The 21,285-nt window shown below is 37.2% G+C and carries 24 protein-coding genes; 17 read left to right on the plus strand and 7 right to left on the minus strand.

Annotated features, from left to right (window positions below; genetic code table 11):
- Window position 1 precedes the first annotated feature (1 nt).
- The 4 genes from argB to codA all read left to right on the plus strand — a co-directional run bounded on the left by argB (window position 2) and on the right by codA (window position 4,664).
- Window positions 2–742: an acetylglutamate kinase gene (gene argB / locus ACEPSS_RS03655; RefSeq protein WP_395320284.1), complete on the plus strand. Its 741-nt coding sequence runs from the start codon at window positions 2–4 to the stop codon at window positions 740–742.
- Between the two features lies 1 nt (window position 743).
- Entirely contained in the window at window positions 744–1,886 is a 1,143-nt protein-coding gene (locus tag ACEPSS_RS03660) for an acetylornithine transaminase (protein WP_395320286.1), read from the plus strand.
- A gap of 173 nt (window positions 1,887–2,059) precedes the next feature.
- The gene (locus ACEPSS_RS03665) at window positions 2,060–3,433 is read left to right on the plus strand and encodes a cytosine permease (RefSeq protein ID WP_395320288.1); all 1,374 of its coding nucleotides are present in this window, start codon (window positions 2,060–2,062) and stop codon (window positions 3,431–3,433) included.
- Window positions 3,423–4,664: a cytosine deaminase gene (gene codA / locus ACEPSS_RS03670; protein WP_395320290.1), complete on the plus strand. Its 1,242-nt coding sequence runs from the start codon at window positions 3,423–3,425 to the stop codon at window positions 4,662–4,664. Before ACEPSS_RS03665 ends, codA begins: the two co-directional genes overlap by 11 nt.
- Before the next feature lie 58 nt (window positions 4,665–4,722).
- Here the strand turns inward: codA and ACEPSS_RS03675 are convergent, their stop codons facing one another.
- The 3 genes from ACEPSS_RS03675 to ACEPSS_RS03685 form a co-directional block, all read right to left on the minus strand.
- Window positions 4,723–4,926, minus strand: a complete 204-nt coding sequence (locus ACEPSS_RS03675) for a hypothetical protein (RefSeq protein ID WP_395320292.1) — start codon at window positions 4,924–4,926, stop codon at window positions 4,723–4,725.
- Between the two features lie 349 nt (window positions 4,927–5,275).
- A complete protein-coding gene (locus ACEPSS_RS03680; RefSeq protein WP_395320294.1) occupies window positions 5,276–5,743 on the minus strand; it encodes a DUF2798 domain-containing protein in 468 nt (155 codons plus the stop codon).
- Between the two features lie 69 nt (window positions 5,744–5,812).
- A complete protein-coding gene (locus ACEPSS_RS03685; RefSeq protein ID WP_395320296.1) occupies window positions 5,813–6,841 on the minus strand; it encodes a linear amide C-N hydrolase in 1,029 nt (342 codons plus the stop codon).
- A 161-nt stretch (window positions 6,842–7,002) separates the two neighbouring features.
- Here ACEPSS_RS03685 and ACEPSS_RS03690 point away from each other — a divergent pair, with 161 nt between their 5' ends.
- From ACEPSS_RS03690 to ACEPSS_RS03735, 10 genes are all read left to right on the plus strand, one after another.
- Window positions 7,003–8,340 carry an MFS transporter gene (locus ACEPSS_RS03690; RefSeq protein ID WP_395320298.1) on the plus strand — a complete coding sequence of 446 codons (1,338 nt, stop codon included), beginning with the start codon at window positions 7,003–7,005 and terminating at the stop codon, window positions 8,338–8,340.
- A gap of 2 nt (window positions 8,341–8,342) precedes the next feature.
- Window positions 8,343–8,735 carry a MerR family transcriptional regulator gene (locus ACEPSS_RS03695; protein ID WP_395320300.1) on the plus strand — a complete coding sequence of 131 codons (393 nt, stop codon included), beginning with the start codon at window positions 8,343–8,345 and terminating at the stop codon, window positions 8,733–8,735.
- 4 nt (window positions 8,736–8,739) lie between these two features.
- Complete coding sequence (locus tag ACEPSS_RS03700; protein WP_395320477.1) at window positions 8,740–9,339, plus strand: NAD(P)H-binding protein; 600 nt, start codon at window positions 8,740–8,742, stop codon at window positions 9,337–9,339.
- A 33-nt stretch (window positions 9,340–9,372) separates the two neighbouring features.
- A complete protein-coding gene (locus ACEPSS_RS03705) occupies window positions 9,373–10,413 on the plus strand; it encodes a zinc-dependent alcohol dehydrogenase family protein (protein WP_395320478.1) in 1,041 nt (346 codons plus the stop codon).
- A 113-nt stretch (window positions 10,414–10,526) separates the two neighbouring features.
- Entirely contained in the window at window positions 10,527–11,162 is a 636-nt protein-coding gene (locus ACEPSS_RS03710) for an SDR family oxidoreductase (RefSeq protein WP_395320302.1), read from the plus strand.
- A 17-nt stretch (window positions 11,163–11,179) separates the two neighbouring features.
- Window positions 11,180–11,623, plus strand: coding sequence for a flavodoxin family protein (locus ACEPSS_RS03715; RefSeq protein ID WP_395320304.1), 444 nt, complete (start codon window positions 11,180–11,182; stop codon window positions 11,621–11,623).
- Between the two features lie 13 nt (window positions 11,624–11,636).
- Entirely contained in the window at window positions 11,637–12,068 is a 432-nt protein-coding gene (locus ACEPSS_RS03720) for a MerR family transcriptional regulator (protein WP_395320306.1), read from the plus strand.
- A gap of 2 nt (window positions 12,069–12,070) precedes the next feature.
- Entirely contained in the window at window positions 12,071–12,487 is a 417-nt protein-coding gene (locus ACEPSS_RS03725) for a cupin domain-containing protein (protein ID WP_395320307.1), read from the plus strand.
- A gap of 2 nt (window positions 12,488–12,489) precedes the next feature.
- Entirely contained in the window at window positions 12,490–12,810 is a 321-nt protein-coding gene (locus tag ACEPSS_RS03730) for a carboxymuconolactone decarboxylase family protein (RefSeq protein WP_395320309.1), read from the plus strand.
- 66 nt (window positions 12,811–12,876) lie between these two features.
- Window positions 12,877–14,022: a low temperature requirement protein A gene (locus tag ACEPSS_RS03735; RefSeq protein WP_395320311.1), complete on the plus strand. Its 1,146-nt coding sequence runs from the start codon at window positions 12,877–12,879 to the stop codon at window positions 14,020–14,022.
- A gap of 36 nt (window positions 14,023–14,058) precedes the next feature.
- Here ACEPSS_RS03735 and ACEPSS_RS03740 read toward each other — a convergent pair whose 3' ends face one another.
- Window positions 14,059–14,661: a TMEM175 family protein gene (locus ACEPSS_RS03740; RefSeq protein WP_395320312.1), complete on the minus strand. Its 603-nt coding sequence runs from the start codon at window positions 14,659–14,661 to the stop codon at window positions 14,059–14,061.
- Between the two features lie 170 nt (window positions 14,662–14,831).
- Between ACEPSS_RS03740 and ACEPSS_RS03745 the strand changes: the two genes are divergently transcribed.
- Entirely contained in the window at window positions 14,832–15,311 is a 480-nt protein-coding gene (locus tag ACEPSS_RS03745; RefSeq protein WP_395320314.1) for a hypothetical protein, read from the plus strand.
- A gap of 51 nt (window positions 15,312–15,362) precedes the next feature.
- On the opposite strand, the gene ACEPSS_RS03750 is transcribed toward ACEPSS_RS03745, so the two are convergent.
- Both ACEPSS_RS03750 and ACEPSS_RS03755 read right to left on the minus strand, forming a co-directional pair.
- Window positions 15,363–16,325, minus strand: coding sequence for a nucleoside hydrolase (locus tag ACEPSS_RS03750; RefSeq protein ID WP_395320316.1), 963 nt, complete (start codon window positions 16,323–16,325; stop codon window positions 15,363–15,365).
- A gap of 127 nt (window positions 16,326–16,452) precedes the next feature.
- Window positions 16,453–17,229, minus strand: coding sequence for an alpha/beta hydrolase (locus ACEPSS_RS03755; RefSeq protein ID WP_395320317.1), 777 nt, complete (start codon window positions 17,227–17,229; stop codon window positions 16,453–16,455).
- A 50-nt stretch (window positions 17,230–17,279) separates the two neighbouring features.
- Here ACEPSS_RS03755 and ACEPSS_RS03760 point away from each other — a divergent pair, with 50 nt between their 5' ends.
- Window positions 17,280–18,269 carry an NAD(P)/FAD-dependent oxidoreductase gene (locus ACEPSS_RS03760; RefSeq protein WP_395320319.1) on the plus strand — a complete coding sequence of 330 codons (990 nt, stop codon included), beginning with the start codon at window positions 17,280–17,282 and terminating at the stop codon, window positions 18,267–18,269.
- 44 nt (window positions 18,270–18,313) lie between these two features.
- Here ACEPSS_RS03760 and ACEPSS_RS03765 read toward each other — a convergent pair whose 3' ends face one another.
- Entirely contained in the window at window positions 18,314–20,443 is a 2,130-nt protein-coding gene (locus ACEPSS_RS03765) for an LTA synthase family protein (RefSeq protein WP_395320480.1), read from the minus strand.
- A gap of 150 nt (window positions 20,444–20,593) precedes the next feature.
- Here ACEPSS_RS03765 and ACEPSS_RS03770 point away from each other — a divergent pair, with 150 nt between their 5' ends.
- Window positions 20,594–21,253: a histidine phosphatase family protein gene (locus ACEPSS_RS03770; protein WP_395320321.1), complete on the plus strand. Its 660-nt coding sequence runs from the start codon at window positions 20,594–20,596 to the stop codon at window positions 21,251–21,253.
- Window positions 21,254–21,285 lie beyond the last annotated feature (32 nt).

The raw sequence follows: 21,285 nt of genomic DNA on the forward strand, positions 1-21,285 counted from the left end.
CATGATTGTAATTAAAATTGGTGGAAACTTAGTTAGTCAGTTACCGGATTCTTTTTTTCAAGCAGTAAAAACCATGATTGCTGAAGGTCAACGAGTAGTAATCATCCATGGTGGTGGTAATTTAATTACTGAAGCAAGTGATTTTGTCGGCTTACCAACGCAAAAAATTAACGGCATTCGGGTAACTAGTCAGCCTTTAATGGCAATCACGAACACGGTGTTAGCCAAAATTATTCAACCAGCTTTCGCCCAGCAATTTATCCAGCACGGAATTGCTTGTCAGCCCCTTAATCAAGCATCGGAGCCTCTCTTTGCTGGTGATTATTTAGATCAAAGTACGTATGGGGAAGTCGGCGTTTTGCAACAGGTCAACGAACCAGCTTTGCAGCAAGCCACTGAACACCAAGTGGCATTAGCGGCGCCGATTATTGCCGGACCGCAGCACCAAAATTTGAACGTCAATGCTGATTATGCGGCGATTAACGTGGCAAGTTTAACTGGTGCCACGCAATGTATTTTGCTGACGGATGTTCCTGGGGTGCTGATTAACGAACAAGTGGTGCCGACTTTAAATGAAGTGCAAGCCAATGAGATGATCGAAAAGGGTAATTTAACTGGTGGCATGGTTCCCAAGGTCAAGGCGGCTTTTCAAGCGTTACACCAAGGAGTTACGCAAATTAATATTACGAACGATTTAAAACAGGCTGGCACTGTAATGAAATTAGCCAAGAAGGAGAAATAAGATGAGTCATTTAATGAATACCTATATCCAATTTCCTATTGAACTAGTTGATGGATATGATTACCATCTCGTTGATAATCACGGGAAAGAATATCTTGATTTAACCAGCGGAATTGGAGTGTGTAATTTTGGCTATAGCAATCAAGCCATTCAGACGGCTGTTGCTGACCAGTTACAACATCTATGGCATGTTTCAAACCTCTATCCGAACCAAACGGCTAGCCAATTCGCCGATGAACTTTGTCCCGCTGGCTATCAAGCTTTCTTTTGTAATTCAGGAGCGGAAGCTAACGAAGCGGCCATTAAATTAGCGCATAAAGCTACTGGTAACCAGGAAATTATCGCGTTTGATTATGGATTTCACGGCAGAACGCTAGGATCTTTATCAGTAACTGGATACCCGCACATTAAAGACGGGTTTAATCCATTAATGCCTGCGGTAAAGTTTGTGAATTATAATGATGATGAAGCACTAAAAGCCATCACATCGGAAACGGCGGCGGTGATTTTAGAAGTGATTCAAGGTGAAGGGGGCGTGAACAACGTTAATCCCGCATGGTTAAAAAAAGTGAGCCAACGTTGCCAAGCAACAGAGACCTTGTTAATTGTTGATGAAGTTCAGACTGGGATGGGTAGAACGGGGTATAAGTTTGCCTATGAACAATTTGGGATTGAACCAGATATTATTACGGCTGCCAAAGGATTAGCGAACGGTTTACCCGTGGGAGCCATGTTAGCGAAAGCCAAAGTTGCTCAGAATTTCAAACCAGGTGATCATGGCACTACTTTTGGTGGAAATAAAGTCGTCATGGCTGCTGCCCAAGCCGTTTTAGAACAATTAACGCCTGAATTTTTGGCTTCTGTCAGAGAAAAAGGGACCAACTTATTTAAGCTGTTAGAAGAACAAGTTTTGCCACTGCCAATGGTGACTAGCATTACCGGTAAAGGACTAATGGTGGGAATTCATTTAAACGAAAAAATTAAGGTGGCGGATGTAATTGCAAAATTACAACAGGACGGCATTCTTACGTTAAGTGCCAGAGGGAATACTTTGAGATTATTGCCACCGTTGATTATTAGTGAGGCAGATTTAGAAAAAGCGGTGCACCAGATTGCGAAAGTGATTAAGTCGTTCAGTAAATGATGTTAATGCATATTGACAATTAGTCCGATAATGATAAAATTTTCTTTAATCAAAACTTTAACTGGTTCAGAGAAGCCAAAAGTAATTATGTTTTAATCCGAATTTAATTAGGAAAAATTGCGTGCTTCTTTAGCTAGAAGTGCGCTTTTTTTATGGAAATGGTGGGGGAAAAGATGAAAAATAAATATCAGGTTTATCCGATTCCAATGGATCAAAGAAATATGAGTTATTGGGATATGTTTGCTAATTGGTTTGGGGCCAATGCCAATAACGGAACGTGGTTTATTGGGGGAATTATTGCAGCGTGTGGTTTTGTTGGTGGCATGTGGGCGTTGTTAATCGCCTCAGTTATTTCATATATTTTTCTCAGTTTAGTGGGTTTGATTGGTTATCGAACTGGATTATCCACGACCACTTTAACGCGAGCCACCTTTGGAATTCGGGGAAGTTTATTACCATCAGTAATTAACTTTGTGATGTTTATGGGTTGGACGGCAGTTAATACTTTTATTGCAGCAACTTCGCTATCCTTTATTTTTCATAGTTTCTTTGGTTGGCCAGTGTTTGGTCATCTAGGTGGCAATAAAGGCTTGATTGTCGGAATTTTGATTATGAGTGTCTTACATTTGCTTAGTATCATTGCCGGACAAAAGTCAGTTAGAATTATTGAACGAATCGGAATTATCTTAGTGATTGGTTTTGTACTTTGGGAAGCAATTGTGGTTTTCCGCCATGTTTCTTTAGCCGAATTAATTAAATGGGTCGTTCCCAAAAAAGATCAAATGCCATTTGGTTCAGCCATTGATATTTTAGCGGCCTTTAACCTAGCTTGGGTAACGAGTGCTGCTGATTTTACCCGTTTTGCCAAGAGTAGCAAAATCGCAACCCATGCTTCTTTCTGGGGAGCTTTGGTTGGTGTAACTAGTTTTGCAGCGATGGGATTAGCTACTGCGATTAGTATTGCGGTAACCTCTGGAGTTTATAATCCCAATAATTCTGATCCTAGTACAGTTGCTAATGAATTGGGATTGGGATTAGTTGCTATGGTAGTAATTGTTTTGACGAGTATGACAGCCAATGCAGTTAATTTACAAGCATCTGGGTCAGCCTTGAATAATATGGCACCTAAAATTAGTTTGAAAACTTCGCTTTTAATTGCCACGGTGATTGCGATGATCTTTACTTTTATTCCAGTTATAAATGGCGATTTCTTAACCATTTTTACTAATTTCTTAGACTATATTGGAATGTTCTTAGGACCAATTATCGCGATTATGCTAGTTGATTACTATCTTTTAAACGGTCAAAATTATCAATTAGAAGAATTTGCCAAGCGAAATGGTAAATTCTGGTATCAAAAGGGAATTAATTGGCTAGCAGTTATCCTTTGGTTCGCTGGAATTGCCCTTTACTTTGGCTTAGCTAATTTAGAAGTTATCAAAGCAACCACAGGAGCAACATTTATTGTAATGTTAGTAGTGGCAGTTGTTTACTACTTGATTAATAAAATCACAGCAAGCAGATTAGGGGATAGTCATGTTAATTAAACAAGTTCATATTGAAAATGATCCAGAATTAAAAGATATTTTAATTAAAAATGGTAAAATTGAAAAAATTGCAACTAAAATTGACGAAAATGATGATGAAATTTTAGATTTAAAGGGTAAATTAGTAATTCCACCATTTGTTGATCCCCATGTCCACTTGGATTCGACGTTAACAGCTGGGGAACCAGAATGGAATGAGACCGGAACTTTATTTGATGGAATTCGGATTTGGTCGGAAAGAAAAAAGACGCTAACTAAAGCAGACGTAAAACAACGGGCCATCGCAACTTTGAAGCAACAAGCACTTCATGGAATTCAAGTAGTCCGTAGTCACGTTGATACTACTGATCCATCCTTTACGGCATTGAAAGCTTTGCTAGAAGTTCGTGATGAAGTTTCTGATTTTATTGATTTACAATTAGTAGCCTTTCCGCAAGAAGGGATTTTATCGTTTCCGAATGGAAAAGAACTAATGGAAGAAGCGGCTAAGATGGGCGTTGATGCGATTGGTGGAATTCCCCATTATGAATTTAACCAATATTATGGTCGGGATTCACTTAAATTTTTAATGGATTTAGCCATTAAATATGATAAATTAGTCGATGTCCATTGTGATGAAATTGATGATCCTAATGCACGTAACTTAGAAGTACTAGCTACGTTAGCCTATGAAACGGGCATGAAAGATAAAGTAACCGCTAGTCATACAGTATCTTTAGCTAGCGTTAATGATGCTTATGCTTATAAGTTGATGCGTTTACTAGAAATGTCAAAAATCAATATGGTCGCTAATCCGCTAGTTAATATGCATTTAGGTGGCCGCTTTGATACCTATCCGAAGCGCCGTGGTTTAACTAGAGTGAAAGAATTGCTAGAACATCACGTTAACGTTGCGTTTGGTGAAGATGATGTCAAAGATCCTTGGTATCCAATGGGAAACGGAAATATGTTGGACGTTCTCTATGTTGGAATTTTAGCAAGTGGTTTGATGGGCTATCATCAAATTCTTGATTCATACCAACTAATCGGAATTAATGGGGCGAAAACTTTACATCAAGCTGATAACTATGGCATTAAAGTTGGCAACCCAGCTAACTTGTTGGTTTTTGATGCAACTAATTTTTATGATGTGTTAAATGAGCGTAGAACAATGCTATATTCGATTAAAAACGGAAAAGTGTTAGTGAAAAAAGAACCGGAAAATATCGTAACGAATGATTTTAATTTTTAAAAATATCCAAAACAAAAAGGCCTGATTTTGAAAATCGGACCTTTTTGTTAGCATTAAATTATTTGTTATTTACTGCGTATTGTTGAAGAGCTTGGAATGCTTTCACATCAATTTCTTCAGTAGTATTGTTTTCAAAGTGAACACGGTAAGAAATTACTTTACCTTCACTTTCATGAGGAGCAACATAGTTAACGTTTGCAAGATTAAGAATGCGACCGTCACCAGTTTCTAATAATCCAGAAAATTCAGCCATTGTTTTCATCCCTTTCCCTATTTTGTTGCCTTTATTATTGCAAAATTTATCAAGTAGGGCAAATTATATGTCTGCTTAATTTAGTTAGACAAAAGAAGTACCAAATTAGCTTGTAATTTAGCACTTCTTTTGCGGACTATGCCTAGATTGAAAGGGTGTTAAATGTAAAAGAATCATAGTTGAAAATGACAAAACTAAGAAAATAATCAAACATAGTCCATCATCAGGAAGCTTATGGCTCTCTGATTGAGGTAATTATAGCACCGTTGTGTAAAAAATGATTTGTCCAAGCATCAAAATTTTTATTTTACAACAAACCCCACCAGTCGAATTTTCAACTTGTGGGGTTTTCGCATTGCTATTTATTTCTTGCTTGGACTTTAGCTAAAAGCATTCTAGCAATTGGTCCGACAATTAGCAATTGAAGGGGAAGCGCTAAGACTAAGTTTCTAATCCAAGTCATTCCAAAATTGCTAAGCGTAAGGCTCGAAAAGCCGGCTTCAATTACGATGCCAAATACTGACATACAAGTTACCATTCCTAAGACCATTAAGCTTGAGATTCCTAATGCAATTAAGTAAGGTTTTTCTTCCATTTTAGGACTGAACATAAATTTGAAGAAAATTCCCTTTGCAATTGGTCCTACAAATAATAGGTCAAAAAGGGCAGCGACCAGTAAAGCGACTGGGTAACCCATGATTACTTTCATTAAAAATGATCCATCGATTCCGCTATAAAAGGCGATATTATAAGCTTCCATAACTAGAACCATCATTCCGGCCATTAATCCGGTGAATAATAATTCTTCTTTAAAATTGTGTGGCAAAAAATCCATCTCCTTTTTTCATTGTATAGATTAATCTACCATAAATAATTTTTTCTCGTAAGGATTATTTTAATTTTTGCTAGGTGCATTAGTTTTAAATTCGTTGTTAAGATCCATCGCAATTACCTGGTTGGATTCAGTATTTAGAGTTGCTTTAGTAAAGGTTAGGCAAGTTGGAATTTGGAGGTACAAAGTCCGATTTTTAACATCGTAACCAACCCAATATTGGGTGTAATCAGAGAGACGAGGGTTAGTTGATATTCGACCTAAGCCACTTGGAATCATTACCGGTTTGAAAACGTTGTATAAGGTTGCAATGCCTTCATCATCTGGAAAATCGTTAATGTTATTGGCGATAAACATAGAACGCACGAATCTTGATGGGGAAGTATAGTCCCCAGGTAATCCAAATAAGCCATATCCAGTTCCTTTTTCAATTGGTTCTAGGTTATATTTACCACCAATACTTCCTTCACTAATGTTCATATCATTTAAAGAAATGTAGTTGCGGATGTTAGTAATGTGGTATGAATATTCTGGACTATTGGTCATAACGCCCACGCTATCATAGATTTTGAAGGCACCATTGTCAGTAGGTTCTAAAACAACTGCTTTTCCGGATTCTTCCATAAAAGTGTAGTGGGGACTTAATGACACTGGTTGACCGTTTAAATGATATTCTTGGTCTAAAAGACCTAATTTGCTAGTTAATTCTTTTACTTCGGCAACGTTTTGACATTGCGATAAGATAAAAGTTACGAATTCTTCGCCTAAAACGGGCTGTAAATTACGATCTTTCAAAGAATCTAAAGAAGCGTGAGTGGCTTCCATCAAAACTTGAACATCTCCCACTAAACCCTTTTCGTTAATCCCGTCATAAAGCAGTTCGCTACCTTTAAGACCAACTCCCATGACTGCGTACGTACTAGTCCAGTTTTCTACTTCAGAGTTAATTTCATAATTAGCTGGGATATTTAGGATCTGAGAAGGAATGGTTGCTTGTTCGTTAGATGTGTTAAAAAATTTAGGAATGAAATCCATGGTTCTGCCCCAATAGGGACGACCTGATTTTGATTTGATGATAATTGAAGTACACATAAAAGTTCTCCTCTTTCTAATAGTTTGTAACGCAAAAGCCGTAGTAAATTATATACCTTAACGATTAAGAATAAAAAAATCAATCTTTTCCCTTGTCTTAGAGTGCACTTCAAGGTCTATGATTTATTATCGTTACCAATAGTTAGCGAAAGGAAAAGAAGATGAAGTTAAATAAACGAATTATTTTAGGAATTATACTAGTGGGTTATTTTATGATCATTTTAGATAATTCCATTATTTTTACTGGAACAATCAAAATTGCCCAAAGTATGCACTTAGATGAAGTCCAACTTTCTTGGATTCAAAATGCGTATGCGTTATTCTTTGGAGGATTTATGTTACTTGGAGGACGCGCAGGTGACGTTTTTGGCCGAAAAAGAGTTTTTGAAATTGGACTAGTTATTTTTGCCATTGGATCCTTTTTAGTGGGAATTTCAATGACGGGAGTTTTTATGATTGTCTGTCGGGCTTTACAAGGAATTGGAGCAGCAATTATTGCACCAACCACGTTAGCCTTAATTATGGATAATTTTACTGGGTATGAAAGAACCAAAGCCGTTGCTTGGTACGGTTCAATGGCTGGAGTCGGTGCCTCTGTCTCCCAAATTTTAGGGGGCTTTTTTGCTTCCTTCATTGGGTGGCGCTTCGGCTTTTTCATCAATGTACCCATCGCGATTGTCATGATTGTGATGTCCCAAAAGTTTATTCCAGAAGGGCATAAGCAACCAGGTAAATTTGATTGGTTAGGAGCCATTCTTTCGTTAGTTGCCATTTCAAGTTTGATTTATGCAATTGATGGAGCACAACAACCACTAATCTTTGGGGCAATTGCTTTTGTCTTTCTGCTATTGTTCATCGTGGTTGAAAACAAAGTTAAACAACCAATCATGCCTTTAAAGGTTTTTCTTAATCGAGTTCGATTTGGAGCCTATGTTGGCCGAATTGCCTTTACTGGAGCTTTAATTGCCTTTTGGTTCTTTACCCCACAAATGTTACAAGAATATCTTCATTACACCCCATTTGAAGCCGGAATTGCCTTTTTGCCACTTACAATTGTGACCTTTGTCTTTTCTTTGCAAGTTCCTAAATTGACTACTAAACTTGGGAACGGTAAGTTATTGCTTCTTGGAATTATGATTACTATGATTGGAATGGGAACCATGATTTTCTATCAACATGGTTACTGGCTTGAACTAGCCATTCCAATGATGATTGTTGGGGTTGGACAAGGACTTGCTTTTGCACCATTAACTGCCGCTGGAATTTTTGCGGTAAACGATAAAGACGCGGGAGCCGCTTCAGGAGTAGTAAATGTAATGCATCAAATTGGGGCTGCTTTTGGCATTTCCCTCATTACTAGTCTAACGATGGGAATTCATAATCCAGTGGCTAAGTTTAGTACTTCAATGAAGGGAATCACGATTTTATTATTAATTGTGGTGGTAATTACCATGGTATTTATTATTCCTAAAAAAGTAAGTAGGAAAAAGGAGGCTTAATTATGAATATTAAAGAAGCTAGTGAAATATCAGGAGTTTCAGCCGATACGATTCGTTATTATGAACGAATTGGCTTAATTCCACCGATTAAACGCAATCAAAATGGAGTTCGGAAAATTGATGATGAGGATTTACGTTGGATTAAATTTAGTCGCCAAATGCGCAATGCGGGAATTTCAGTAGAAGCCTTAATTGAGTATCTTGCACTTTTTCGCGATGGAGAAACGACCATTCCAGCTCGCTTAGAACTCTTAAACGAACAAAAAGCAGTTTTAGCTGAAAAAATTGAAGCACAAAAACAAGCTTTAGACCGTTTAGACTATAAAATAAATAACTATCAGACCCACATGAAGGATGCAGAAGCTTCATTACGGCCATTTCAAGCAAAGGGGTAAAATGATGCGTAAAATATTAATAATTGGGGCAACGGGAAACGTAGGCTCAGCAGTTCGAGAAACTTTATTAGCAAAAACCGATGATTTTTTAACGCTCTTTGCAAGGCATGCAAGTGAATTAAAAATAAATAAAAAACGGGAACACGCAGTGAGTGGAAACGTGAATGATTTAGCTGAATTAGAAGCGGCAATGAAAAATCAAGATGCCGTTTTTGTAGCGCTCAGTGGTAATTTGGGAGAACTAGCCCAAAAAGTAGTAACCGCAATGCAAGCTACTAAGGTTAAACGATTAGTTTTCATCACGTCCATGGGAATTTACAATGAAATTCCGGCATCAGTTGGAAGTGCGGGAAATTTGGAAAACAATCCCATGTTAATCAATTATCGAAAAGCAGCTGACATTATTGAAAATTCAGACCTTGACTATACTTTGATTCGTCCGGGTTGGTTTGATCATGGTAGTGAAGACTATGAAATCACCCACAAAGGGGAGCCATTTGGTGGGCATGATGTCGCAATTAATAGTATTGCTGATTTAGCTTGTAAACTATTGCAAAGTGATACACTAGATGCTCATGATAGTTTAGGCATTAATCGAAAATAATTAAACATTTAAAGGAGAAACATGATGGATAAAATGAAAGCAGCAGAATTTATTAAACCAGGAAAAGTTGAAACGGTAGAAGTTCCTAAACCAAAGATTGAACAACATGGTGACGCGATTATCAGAATTGTGCGGGCTAGTGTTTGTGGCTCCGACTTATGGTGGTTTAGAGGGTTATCAGATCGTCCTGCTCACTCTCGAATTGGGCATGAAGCCATTGGAGTCGTGGAAGAAGTTGGTGATGATGTTAAAGATATCAAACCAGGAGACTTTGTGATTGCCCCATTTACCCACGGATGTGGCCATTGTGCTGCCTGTCTAGCTGGCTTTGATGGAAATTGTTTTAACCTTGAAAAAGGTGGTAACAATGGCTATCAAGCTGAATATCTTCGTTTTTATAACGCTAACTGGGCTTTAATTAAAATTCCGGGTCAGCCCGAAGATTACTCTGATGAAATGTTAAATTCATTTGTAGCTTTATCAGACGTGATGGCAACTGGCTACCATGCCGCTGCTAGTGCTGAAGTTAAACCAGGTGATACAGTGGTTGTCATGGGTGACGGAGCGGTTGGACTTTGTGGGGTACTTTCAGCCAAATTACACGGTGCCAAACGAATTATTGCTATGAGTCGTCACGAAGATCGGCAAAAATTAGCTAAAGAATTTGGAGCCACTGACATTGTGCCAGAACGTGGTGCTGAAGCGGTTAAACATGTGATGGAATTAACTGATCATGCTGGTGCGGATGCGATTTTAGAATGTGTTGGAACTGATCAATCAGTTGATACCGCGACTAAAATTGCTCGTCCCGGTGCTGTAATTGGACGAGTAGGAATTCCCCAAAAACCAGATATGAATACCAAAAAATTATTTTGGAATAATACTGGATTACGTGGGGGAATCGCTTCGGTTACTACTTACGATAAACGTGAATTATTGCAAGCCGTCTTAGATGGCAAAATTAATCCTGGAAAAGTATTTACGAAACAATTTGACCTTGATCATATTCAAGCTGCTTATGAAGCAATGGATCAACGAAAAGCAATTAAGTCACTTTTGGTGATTGATAAATAAATTAAAAAATCAGCGGAATTAATCTGCTGATTTTTTTGTTGCAAGCTTTTTCGTTTGACTTAGAGCTAACTCTAAGTAATAGACTAAAATTAACGATTAAAGGAGGAAACAAAATGAAAAATGTTTTAATTTTAGGCGCACATGGACAGATTGCACAATTGGTTAGAAACCGGTTATTGGCTGAAACCGATGTCCATTTAACTTTATATTTAAGAAATGCCAAACGGATTAATGATTTAAATCAAGCCCGTGAAACGTTGATTGACGGAGACGTTAATGATGAAAAGCAACTAAGTGCTGCCATGAAAAACCAAGATATCGTTTATGCTAATCTAGGTGGTGAATTTGAACCCATGGTAAAAAAGATTGTAAAAACGATGGATGAAAATGATGTTAAACGATTAATTTATGTAACTGGACTTGGACTTTACCATGAAGTTCCCGAACCATTTGGCACTTGGTTGGAGGAATCAGTCGGTCATCGTGTGATGGAAGATACGCGTCGGGCAGCAAAATTAATTGAAACTTCAGATTTAGATTACACAATCATTAGAGCCGCCTACATGGATAATAATGATGAGATTGATTATGAATTAACGGAAAAGGGGACCCCTTTTAAAGGCACTATTATTTCACGGAAAAGTATTGCTGATTTAATCGTTAAAATAATTAAAGATCCTAAATTATATCAAGATAGCAGTTTAGGAATTGCTAAACCAGGTACCGATGGACCACAGCCAATGTTTTAAATTAGGAGGATGATGAAGTGATTTTATTTATTAATGCTAGTAAAGATGCCCACGGAACGACGGCAGAAATTGCTGATAACTTAATTGCAAATGACTATCAGACCCTTAATTTGGTTGATTATGTGGTTTATCCATTAGGGCAAGCACAACGAGCGGATGATCAATTTAGTGAGGTCATTGCGGCAGTTAAAGAAGCTGACCAGTTGGTAATTGGAACCCCAGTTTATTGGTCATCAATGTCAGCCTATATGAAAATTTTAATTGATCGAATGACTGATTACATGAGCTCTGACAATCCATTTCAGAATAAAAAATTATCATTAATCATTGATGGATTTGAACCTAGTGATGCAATCGAACCAATTACGCATATTTGGGAACATGTTACTCGTCGATTTGGGATGCAATTAATTAGCGTTTCCACTAGTATTGCTGAAGCACGCAAACAACAAATCAAGTAATTGGAGGCGCCCGATGGGTACTGAAAAGGAAGAACGCTATACCATCAGTAAATTTGGCGAATTGACCGGATTGTCGCCTTATACCTTGCGCTACTATGAACGCGAAGGCTTGATTATCCCGCAACGTGATAAAAATGACCGGCGTTATTATACGAAACATGACATTGGCTGGATTGGTTTTTTATTACATCTTAAAGGAACAGGCATGTCGATGAATGAAATTAAAAAGTATGTCGAACTACGTGCACAAGGGAATTCTACGATTGAACAACGGAAAGACTTACTGCAACAAGTGCAAGCTAATAGTCTGTCACGAATTAAAGAAATGAAAATTCATTTAGAAATTTTACAGCATAAAATTGATTGGTATGATGGGAAATTAGACCATTCAATTCCAGAAGATTTTGCTGATTATTTAAAAACAATTGAAGAGGAGCATGATTAAAGATGACAAAGATTAAAAACGAAAATGTAAAAAACGGGATCATTTTTCCAGTTGGGAAACCCAATACTGCTTATGATAAATATTTTATTGGGGATAGTTTTTTGAAGATGTTAGTCAATGATTCAGATGTTGACGTAACGGTTGGAAACGTTACTTTTGAACCTGGTTGTCGGAATAATTGGCACGTGCACTATGGCTATCAAATCTTATTAGTAACTGGCGGAGAAGGTTGGTATCAAGAAGTGGGAAAGCCAGCTCGCCATTTGGTTCCGGGAGATGTAGTGGTTACTAAAAGTAATATCAAACACTGGCACGGAGCTACCAAAGACAGTTGGTTTGAACATCTTGCGATTACTAAGGGTAAATCAGAATTTTTGGAACCGGTTACGGATGCAGAATACGATAAGTTAGGAGAATAATTATGGTAAAGAAACAAACTGCAGGACATGATAACTTTGGTGATTTTGCACCGAAATTTGCTGAATTAAACGATGATGTTTTATTTGGGCAAGTTTGGTCACGAGAGGATAAATTATCTTCTAAAGAACGCAGTTTAATTACCTGTGCTAGTTTACAGACGCAAGGAACGTTTTCCCAATTAAAAGCACATATGCAAATGGCAAAAAAGAACGGGGTTACTAAGGACGAAATGGTCGAACTTATTACCCAATTGGCTTTTTATGCTGGATGGCCCAAAGCATGGTCAGCCATGGAATTAGCCAAGGAAGTTTTTGCTGATTAATTATGGTTTGCAAATATTTATCCAGTGGTAAACTAGGAATATTAAGATAAGCAAGGAGTAAAGTTGATGTTTAATTTTTTTGGTAAACCACGGGTAATTACCGATGTAATTCGCCATCGTAAAGTTAGTTGGCTGGAATTATTTTATGATTTAATCTTTGCAGTTGTAATTGAACGAATCACAGATAGTGTAATCGAACATTTTTCCGTAGTTACAATTCTTAATTCAGTCGTTATTTTTGGCTGGTTCTTTTGGAGTTGGCATGAAACGTCGGGTTATTTTGATAATCACGGAAATGATTCTGCCTATAACATTTTGATGATTAATTTACAGATGATTTTTACTGGAATTGCAGCCATTTTCATTCCACACGCAATGTTAGGTGATTTTCAGTCGTTAATCTTTGCTTTGTTGCCAGTTCAGCTTTTGTTAACGCTGAATTGGTTAGTGATTGGTCACGTTGATTCTAATCATGGACCAGCCTCAAAAGAGTATGCGCATGTCTTTATCGGTAGTTTTTTGGTTTTGTTACTTAGCTTAATGGTTAATGCACCATTTAAAGAACTTTTATTAGTTGCTGCTTTGTTGGTAAACTTGTCAGCAATTTTCTTTGTTAATTCTAAGCTAAAACAAGAATATCAAGCGATTAAAATGAACTATGAACTCAAAGATTCATTACTGGAACGGTATGGCTTGATGACGATGATTGCGTTAGGTGAGATGATTGCCGGTTTATATGGAATGGTTGAAAAAGTTGAGCCGCTGGTGTTATTTGAGTTTGCGATGGGGATTGTTTTTGCTGCCATGATTGGAGCCGTATATTACCAAGTGATTGGGGAACTCCATGTGCAAATGAAGAATCCCATTCAGGTAATGATCATTCGGTGGTTATTCCTATTAGAAATTTATTTGATTATAGTTGATTCAATCCTATTGCAAGTTGTTTTTGCAGAAAATAAAGTCATAGTTAAATTAGTTTTAGTGGCAATTTTATTCTTTACCTTATTTGTGATGCGAATCATTCAGATTTTAACTTCCAAACAAATTCCCGATGGCACAGTCGGAACATTATTTTATGTTTTTGAAATTGGCTCGTTGTTGCTGACGACGATGCTACCGGCATTTTTAATGATTGGAACGATTGATCTAATTTTATTGATTATTACGATTCGTTATCATTTTAAAATTACACAGAAAACGGATGCTAACTAAAAGGAGACCGCAATGAGCAGTCTCCTTTTTGCTATGTTATTTAATAAATTTCTCTAAGTTATCACTATCAGGATTGGTTTTAATTCCATTGATGACTAATTCGATAAAGCCAAGAATCAAGCCACTGGGTGGAAAGAAGAAGATACTAATGGCCATGATGATCGTTACAACAATAAACCAAGGAGTATTGATAAAACGATAGATGAACATTTCTTTAATTTTTTGAGCTGACTTGGAATCTTCCACTTCTAGTTGCTGAATGATGGCTTTACTAAGATATAAGTAAGCCAGGCTCCAAGCCACAAAGATAATTAAATAGAACCATTCGGGACCAGTACTATCGATGTATCTTCCGACCCAACCAGCAGCAACGGGGATTAACGACATGGTGAAAAGCCATAAGTTGTTCACCCAGTAAATTTTTTTAGTAATGCGTTTTACTAGCGCAAACATATAATGTTGGTTGTACCAGGCAACGCCGATAAAGATTAAACTAACGATATAGGCAAATAAGTAGGGCATTTCTGCAAGAATTGCCGATAGTTTTGGACTTTCAGGAACTTTAAATTCTAAGACCATCACTGTCATAATAATGGCAACGATGGCATCAGTGAGGGCTTCAACTCGGGTTTTGTTCATATGATTAATACTCCTTAGTATATTGATTAATTATTTTTCATTCTAACATTAATTTAGAGAATAATGATAAATATTTAAACTCTAATGATTAAAGTGCGATTATTAACGATTACTACTACCGCAACAATAAAATTAACCTTATAATGAATGTACAGTAGGGGTGTAGAAAAATGAATTTTGAAAATGACAAAAAATTAACTAGTTTTATTAAAAAACATTATTTTAGGATTATTTCTTATGTAGTTTTAGGAGTATTAGTGCTGGTGATTTCAGTTTCACTTTTTAAACTACAACAACGAAAAGCAATGGTTGAAAAAATTAGAATTGAACGGATTAAAAGCGAGCAAGAGAAGTATACAGCGGTTAACCTTGATGATTACCAATTTAATACAGAGAGTTTTATGTATAAATTTAATCAATTTCAAGGAAAAATTGTGAAGGAAGGTAAAGTTGGTAAAGATGTTTTCCCTTGGACAAGTAATAAGCAAAAGGTGACCAGCAACCAAGAAAAGGAAGCTAAAACATTGTTACAACAGTCGTATGCTTTGAGTTCTAAATCAAGAAAATTTGATCCAACTAACCCACAGATTAAAGTAATTAAGTCTAACCTTGAATACACAAATAGTTGGCTTGAATCATTAACTAAATAAAAAATAGGATCTGAAGGTAAAATTTCAGGTCCTATTTTTGTGTTTTAGTCATTATTTTAATTCATTAAACAAGTTCAAGAAAAGATCCATAAAGACTTTAAGATAGCGAGCCTTATCAACATCTACAGCGACGTTAACATTCGTATCAGGGTCATTTAAGCGGGCTTTGTCACCAATTGTTCTAGCGTAGTATGCATCGTGTTCCGTGGTAACCATGATATTCATGTGAATGAACGTTACAAAGCTAGGGTCAATTGCGACACCGACAGCCAATGGATCGTGAAGGGAACAACCACCCAATTCAGGATAAATGTCATCGTAAACATCAATGTAGAAATCAACGATATCAGCCATTTTTTCACCAGCTTCAGTCCCAGTTTCTCGCCATTGCTTCGTTTCTTTTTTCGTAAGCAAAGTCCGAAGGGTAACGTCTAATCCAACCATGTTAATTTCAAGGTCGCTTGTAAACATTTCGTTAGCAGCTACGGGATCTTGTTCTATATTAGCCTCAGCAACCGGAGTTACGTTACCCGGAACGGTTAAAGCACCACCCATGATAGTAATGTTACCAACCATTTTCATGGCGTCGTGATCTTTTTTAATCGCAGCAGCGATGTTAGTCATTGGACCAGTAGCAACCACCGTTAAATCTTTACCGTACTTTTTAGCTGCTTCGATTAAGAAATCAACACCATTTTGGGCTTCTTTGACCGTTTCAGTTTCGGTTAACTCAACGTCACCAATTCCGTTTTCTCCGTGAATTTGGGCATTAATCGCAATTCTTTGGTATTGGTGGTCTACAGGATCAGTTTCACCAATAAAAACGGGAACGTTATCAGCATGAAGTAAGTGGAGCACTTTAAGGGCGTTGTCAGCGGCACTTTCGGCATCGATATTACCATATGAAGAAAGCACCCCAATTAATTCGACATTTGGATCAGCAACGGCGTAGGTGATGGCCATTGCATCATCAACACCAGTATCTACATCTAGAATCATTTTCTTAACACTCATTAGTCTTCCTCCACTAATCGTTAGTTTATTTTCTCTATAATACTGGATTTTAACTAATAACTCAATAGTTTTAAATTAAAAAGCGAACAAATTTAAGGAAAATCTCCTAAATTTGTTCGCTTTTGCTTTAATTGTACATGTATTGCGCAATAATTTTGTTAACCGCTGGATTTTCGTGGAGCATCGAGTGTTGTGCTTGTTGTGGGTCACCATGGTAAACCATGAATTTATAACTCTTTACGTGGCCTTTAACGAGGTTTCCGAATGGTTTAACATCACGGGTTGGAATTAAACCATCACTTCCAGTATGATCAATATCACCACAGAAGTTTAGGATTTCTAAGTTCTTAGGTAAATTCTTAATGTTTTTATCATGAAGTGGATAAGTATTGGCCATGGAAACAAAGTGATCAACTTGAGGAAGATCTTTAGTCGGAACCTTATTTAAGCCATCTTTATTGGTAAGGTAGTTGTAAATAATTTCCCCACCAGAAGAATGACCAATCAAGTTCACATGATCAATTCCATATTTTTGGTGAAGGTATTTTAGTAAATTAGGCATCAAGCGCGCTTCTTGGGCTGGTTTATTATTAGTTTGGAAGTTAGCTTGGATTACAGGATTATTTTTACCAATTTTAGCGAATTGCTTAGTGGTTTCCACTTTACCATCATTCTTAACGTAGACTTGAAGGGCACGAGTTGCTACCCCATCTTTGTCCCAAGATGATACCATGTAATCAGAAGTGATAAAGTTACCCCCCAAACCGGGAATGAATACCGTCGCAGTTCGCGTTTGCTTAACCGTATACGATGATTCCTTATGGGCATTGTAGTACCATCCGCCAAAGCCAACCGCGATAATTAAGATAAAAATGCTAAAAATAAGTGTCTTCTTGTATTTCATAGTGGTAAAATTTCCTTTGTAAATAAATTTTAGAATCGAGTTGATTATGAATGTCGCACAAACTATATGATATCACAATTATTGGTGGTGGACCTGTCGGAATGTTTGCTGGATTTTATGCAGGCATGCGAAAGGCCAAAGTCCAGATTGTTGAAAGTCTTGCCGAATTAGGCGGACAAGTTAATGCTTTATATCCAGAAAAAACGATTTTGGATGTTGCTGGTTTTGCTGGACTAAAAGGATCGGAATTAATTAATAATTTACAGATTCAATTAGATACGATGCCAGAAGTAGAACAACGCGTTGGCACTAAAGTAAACAACGTTATTCGTCATGACGACCATTTTGAAATCGTCACTGATCATGAAACTTACGATAGTAAAGCAGTTATTTTGGCTACGGGAAACGGTTCGTTTAAACCGCGTGAATTGCGGGCCGAAAACGTTGATGAAGTGGCTGATAAGTTTATTACTTACAGTGTCAGAGACTTGCAAAAGTTTGCTGGTAAAGACGTCATGGTTGCTGGTGGGGGAGACTCAGCGGTCGATATGGCTTTGATGTTGGAACCAGTTGCTAACCACGTTTCGTTGTTACATCGCCGCAATGAATTTCGGGGATTAGAAAAAATGGTTGATAAGTTAAATGAATCTTCCGTTGAAATTCTAACGCCATACTTAATCAAGCAACTTGATGAAGTTGATGGTCGTCTTCAAGTAACTGCTAAAAAGCTTAAAACAGAAGACGAAGCAACGTTTACGACTGATAAGTTAGTGGTTAATTACGGTTTTATTTCCAACAACAAAGATTTACAAAGTTGGCAAATTCAACCAGCATTAGATCATAATTTAGTCGAAGTTAATTCGGAAATGGAAACTTCTGAACCAGGAGTCTTTAGTATTGGTGATCAAGCCATTTATCCAGGTAAGGATACTTTGATTGTCACTGGTTTTGGGGAAGCTCCAGTTGCGATTAATGAAATTATGAAGCGACTTTATCCAGATCGTCGGATGCCAATTCATAGTACGGCTTTGCATAAATAAGAATATACAAAAATTCCAGATCAATTGATCTGGAATTTTTTTGTTTATTGATTATTTGAATCCGGGTTAGTAATTTGAATCTTGTTCGTATCACTTCGTGGTTCATTTGCTTCTGGAGCATCGGTTTTATAAGTCTTTTGCGTATCTTTTTGGCCATCAGTATCAAAGACGCTGGTTGACTTATCACCTAATTCTTTTTCAATTTTTTCTTCTCGTTTAAGTTCATTGGAATAGTTGTAGTCAGCCGGGTTAACGGCTTTGAAACCCTTCGGATGATAGAAACGAAGCAGATTTTGCGAGTTAAGCGTATCAGAGAGACTTAATTCCGTATTAACTTGTTTTTGCATGGCATCGATTTTCTTTTGAAGTTTCGCGTTAGGTTTAATTACTTTTCCGGTCTTAGAATCGTAAATGGTACCACCAATACAAGTGTATTTTGGCGAAACCCAATCTTGATTACGAAAGGCTACGACTTGGTCATGTTCTTTCGAGAAGAGGTCCGTTCCAAATTGAATGTATTTTTTGGTACTCATGCCCATCAAATGCATCAAGGTTGGTAAGACGTCAATTTCACCACCATACGTGTGATCAACGTGTCCGTGGTTAAATGATTGCGAGTTAATCATGAACGGAACACGTTGTAGTTGTGCATTATCAAAATCATTCCAATCTTCTGATTTAACACCCAGGATGGGAGCTAAGCTAGGATTTTCCGAATTTGATAAACCATAATGATCACCATAGAGTACAACGACTGAATTTTTGCTTAAGCCCGTTTTATCAAGGTATTGATAGAATTCTTTTACAGATTCATCAAGGTAGTGAGCCGTGACAAAATAATTATTAACCGCCTTATCATCAGTATCTGGTGGCGTAATTTGATCGTCTTTTTGATCCTTGTCATCTAAATCATAAGGAAAGTGGTTAGTAACCGTAATGTATTTAGTGTAAAAGGGTTGTTGTAAATGTTGTAGATATTTCGTAGAATCTTTAAATAATAGTTTATCTTTTAGACCATATCCAGATGCTTTATCACCAGAAGTATCATAGTAACTAGCGTCAAAGAAATATTGGTAACCTAGATTCTTGTAGGTGTTATTTCGATTCCAAAAACTAGCTACGTTTCCGTGAAAGACGGCGGTCGAATAACCGTGTTGATCAAAAATGGCGGGTGCACCTTGGAAAGTATTGTCACTTCCTAATTGGGCAAACAAAGACCCCTGGGGTAAACCATACGTACTGGTTTCAAGCATGTTTTCGGCATCAGAAGTTTTTCCCTGACCGACTTGATGAAAGAAATTATCAAAAGCGTAGGTGTGATTACTGTTATAAATGGAATTTAAGAAGGGGGTTACTTCTTTTCCGTTAATCTTTTTATTAATCAAGAATTGTTGGAAACTTTCCAAATGAATAATAATCACGTTTTTACCTTTCAAAGCACCATACATGTCCTTATCAGGCACTGCATAGTGTTGATCGGTAAACTCTTTAACTTTGTAAATTTCTGATTTATTGGCATTGGAACGTAATTCGTTAGACTTATGGGTTTGGAAACCATCATAAGTGGTAAAGACGTCTAAGCCTAAATATTTAACGACATACGTCCGGTCAAAAGTTCTGGTTAACAATTGCGGACGATCCATGTCAGCCAACGTAATGTTAGTCACTAATAACAGGGAGCCGACCGAAAAAATCGCAAAAGCAAACTTAGCTCCTAGTTGTTTTTTATCAATTTTAATTACCCTAAATAGGAGTAACAAAAGCACTACGATGATATCTAGCCAGTAGAAAACATCATGGGCAGAGGTTAAGGCTAGTGAAGCCCCGCTTAACCCTTGATCAACTTTTGAATAACCAGTCATCGTTGAAACCGTCATAAAATCGGTAAATTCGCGATAGTAGATGACGTTTAAATAAAGTAAGACAGTGTTTAAAAAGTCTAAAAATAAAATTGCGGGATAAAATAGCTTAGCTGGTTTTAAATAAAAAGCTAAGCCAAAGAAAATCACAGTCGTTGCGACTGGATTAATGAATAATAAGATTTGTTGCAAGAAATCAGACGTTGTTAAATGAAAGTCTATGAAATAGGCATAAAGTGTTTTAGCCCAAAATAGGCAAACCAGAAGGACAAAGAAACCAAATCGCGTATTAACCTTTGTCCGTAGCTTTTTAATGAATTTCACGGTTATAACCCCTTATCGATTGAGATATACATAAACTACATGATAGCAGACTTTAAGCGTAAAAAAAACTAAGCAAAGTATAAGAATTAGTCTAATTATAATTGCGTGGTATACTATTTTAAAAGAGAGGTAATCGACATTATGGCAAAATTTACTTTATATGTAGTTCGTCACGGACAAACATACTTTAATATTTTTAATAAACTACAAGGTTGGAGTAACTCTCCATTAACCCAAAAAGGAATTGATGGCGCCGTTGCCACAGGGAAACGGTTAGCGCAAATTGATTTTAAAGCGACATACTGTAGTGATATGCCCCGGGCTTGTAAGACCATGTCAATTATTGACGATCAAAATCAAACATTTAACGTTCGGCCACCAATGGTCTCACCATTTTTCCGGGAACAATTTTATGGCTACTTTGAAGGTTTAAATATGGATGAAGCGTGGTATGCCAGCGGAGCCCCACATGGTGCCCCAACCTTCAAAGACATTATTACCAAGTATGATATGGACCACGCTAAGGATTTTATGAAAGAAGCAGATCCATTTCATTTAGCTGAAAATGCAGAAGAGTACTGGAAACGAGTTAACCAAGGGTTGCAACTAATTACCAATAATTCAAACCTAGAAGATGGGGATAATGTGTTGTTAGTGAGTCACGGGAACACCTTGTTAAGTTTGGTTGACCGTTTTTCTGAACCAGGCCAATTTGATTTGAGCGTTCGTCCAGCCAATGGCAGCATTACCAAAATGATGGTTGACGGTGACCAAATCAAAGTTATCGAGTATAATAAATAATTAAACTTTAACTAGAGAAGAGGAACCGGAGC

Origin of the sequence: Fructilactobacillus frigidiflavus (assembly GCF_044054575.1) — a bacterium.
Classification (GTDB): Bacteria; Bacillota; Bacilli; order Lactobacillales; family Lactobacillaceae; genus Fructilactobacillus; species Fructilactobacillus frigidiflavus.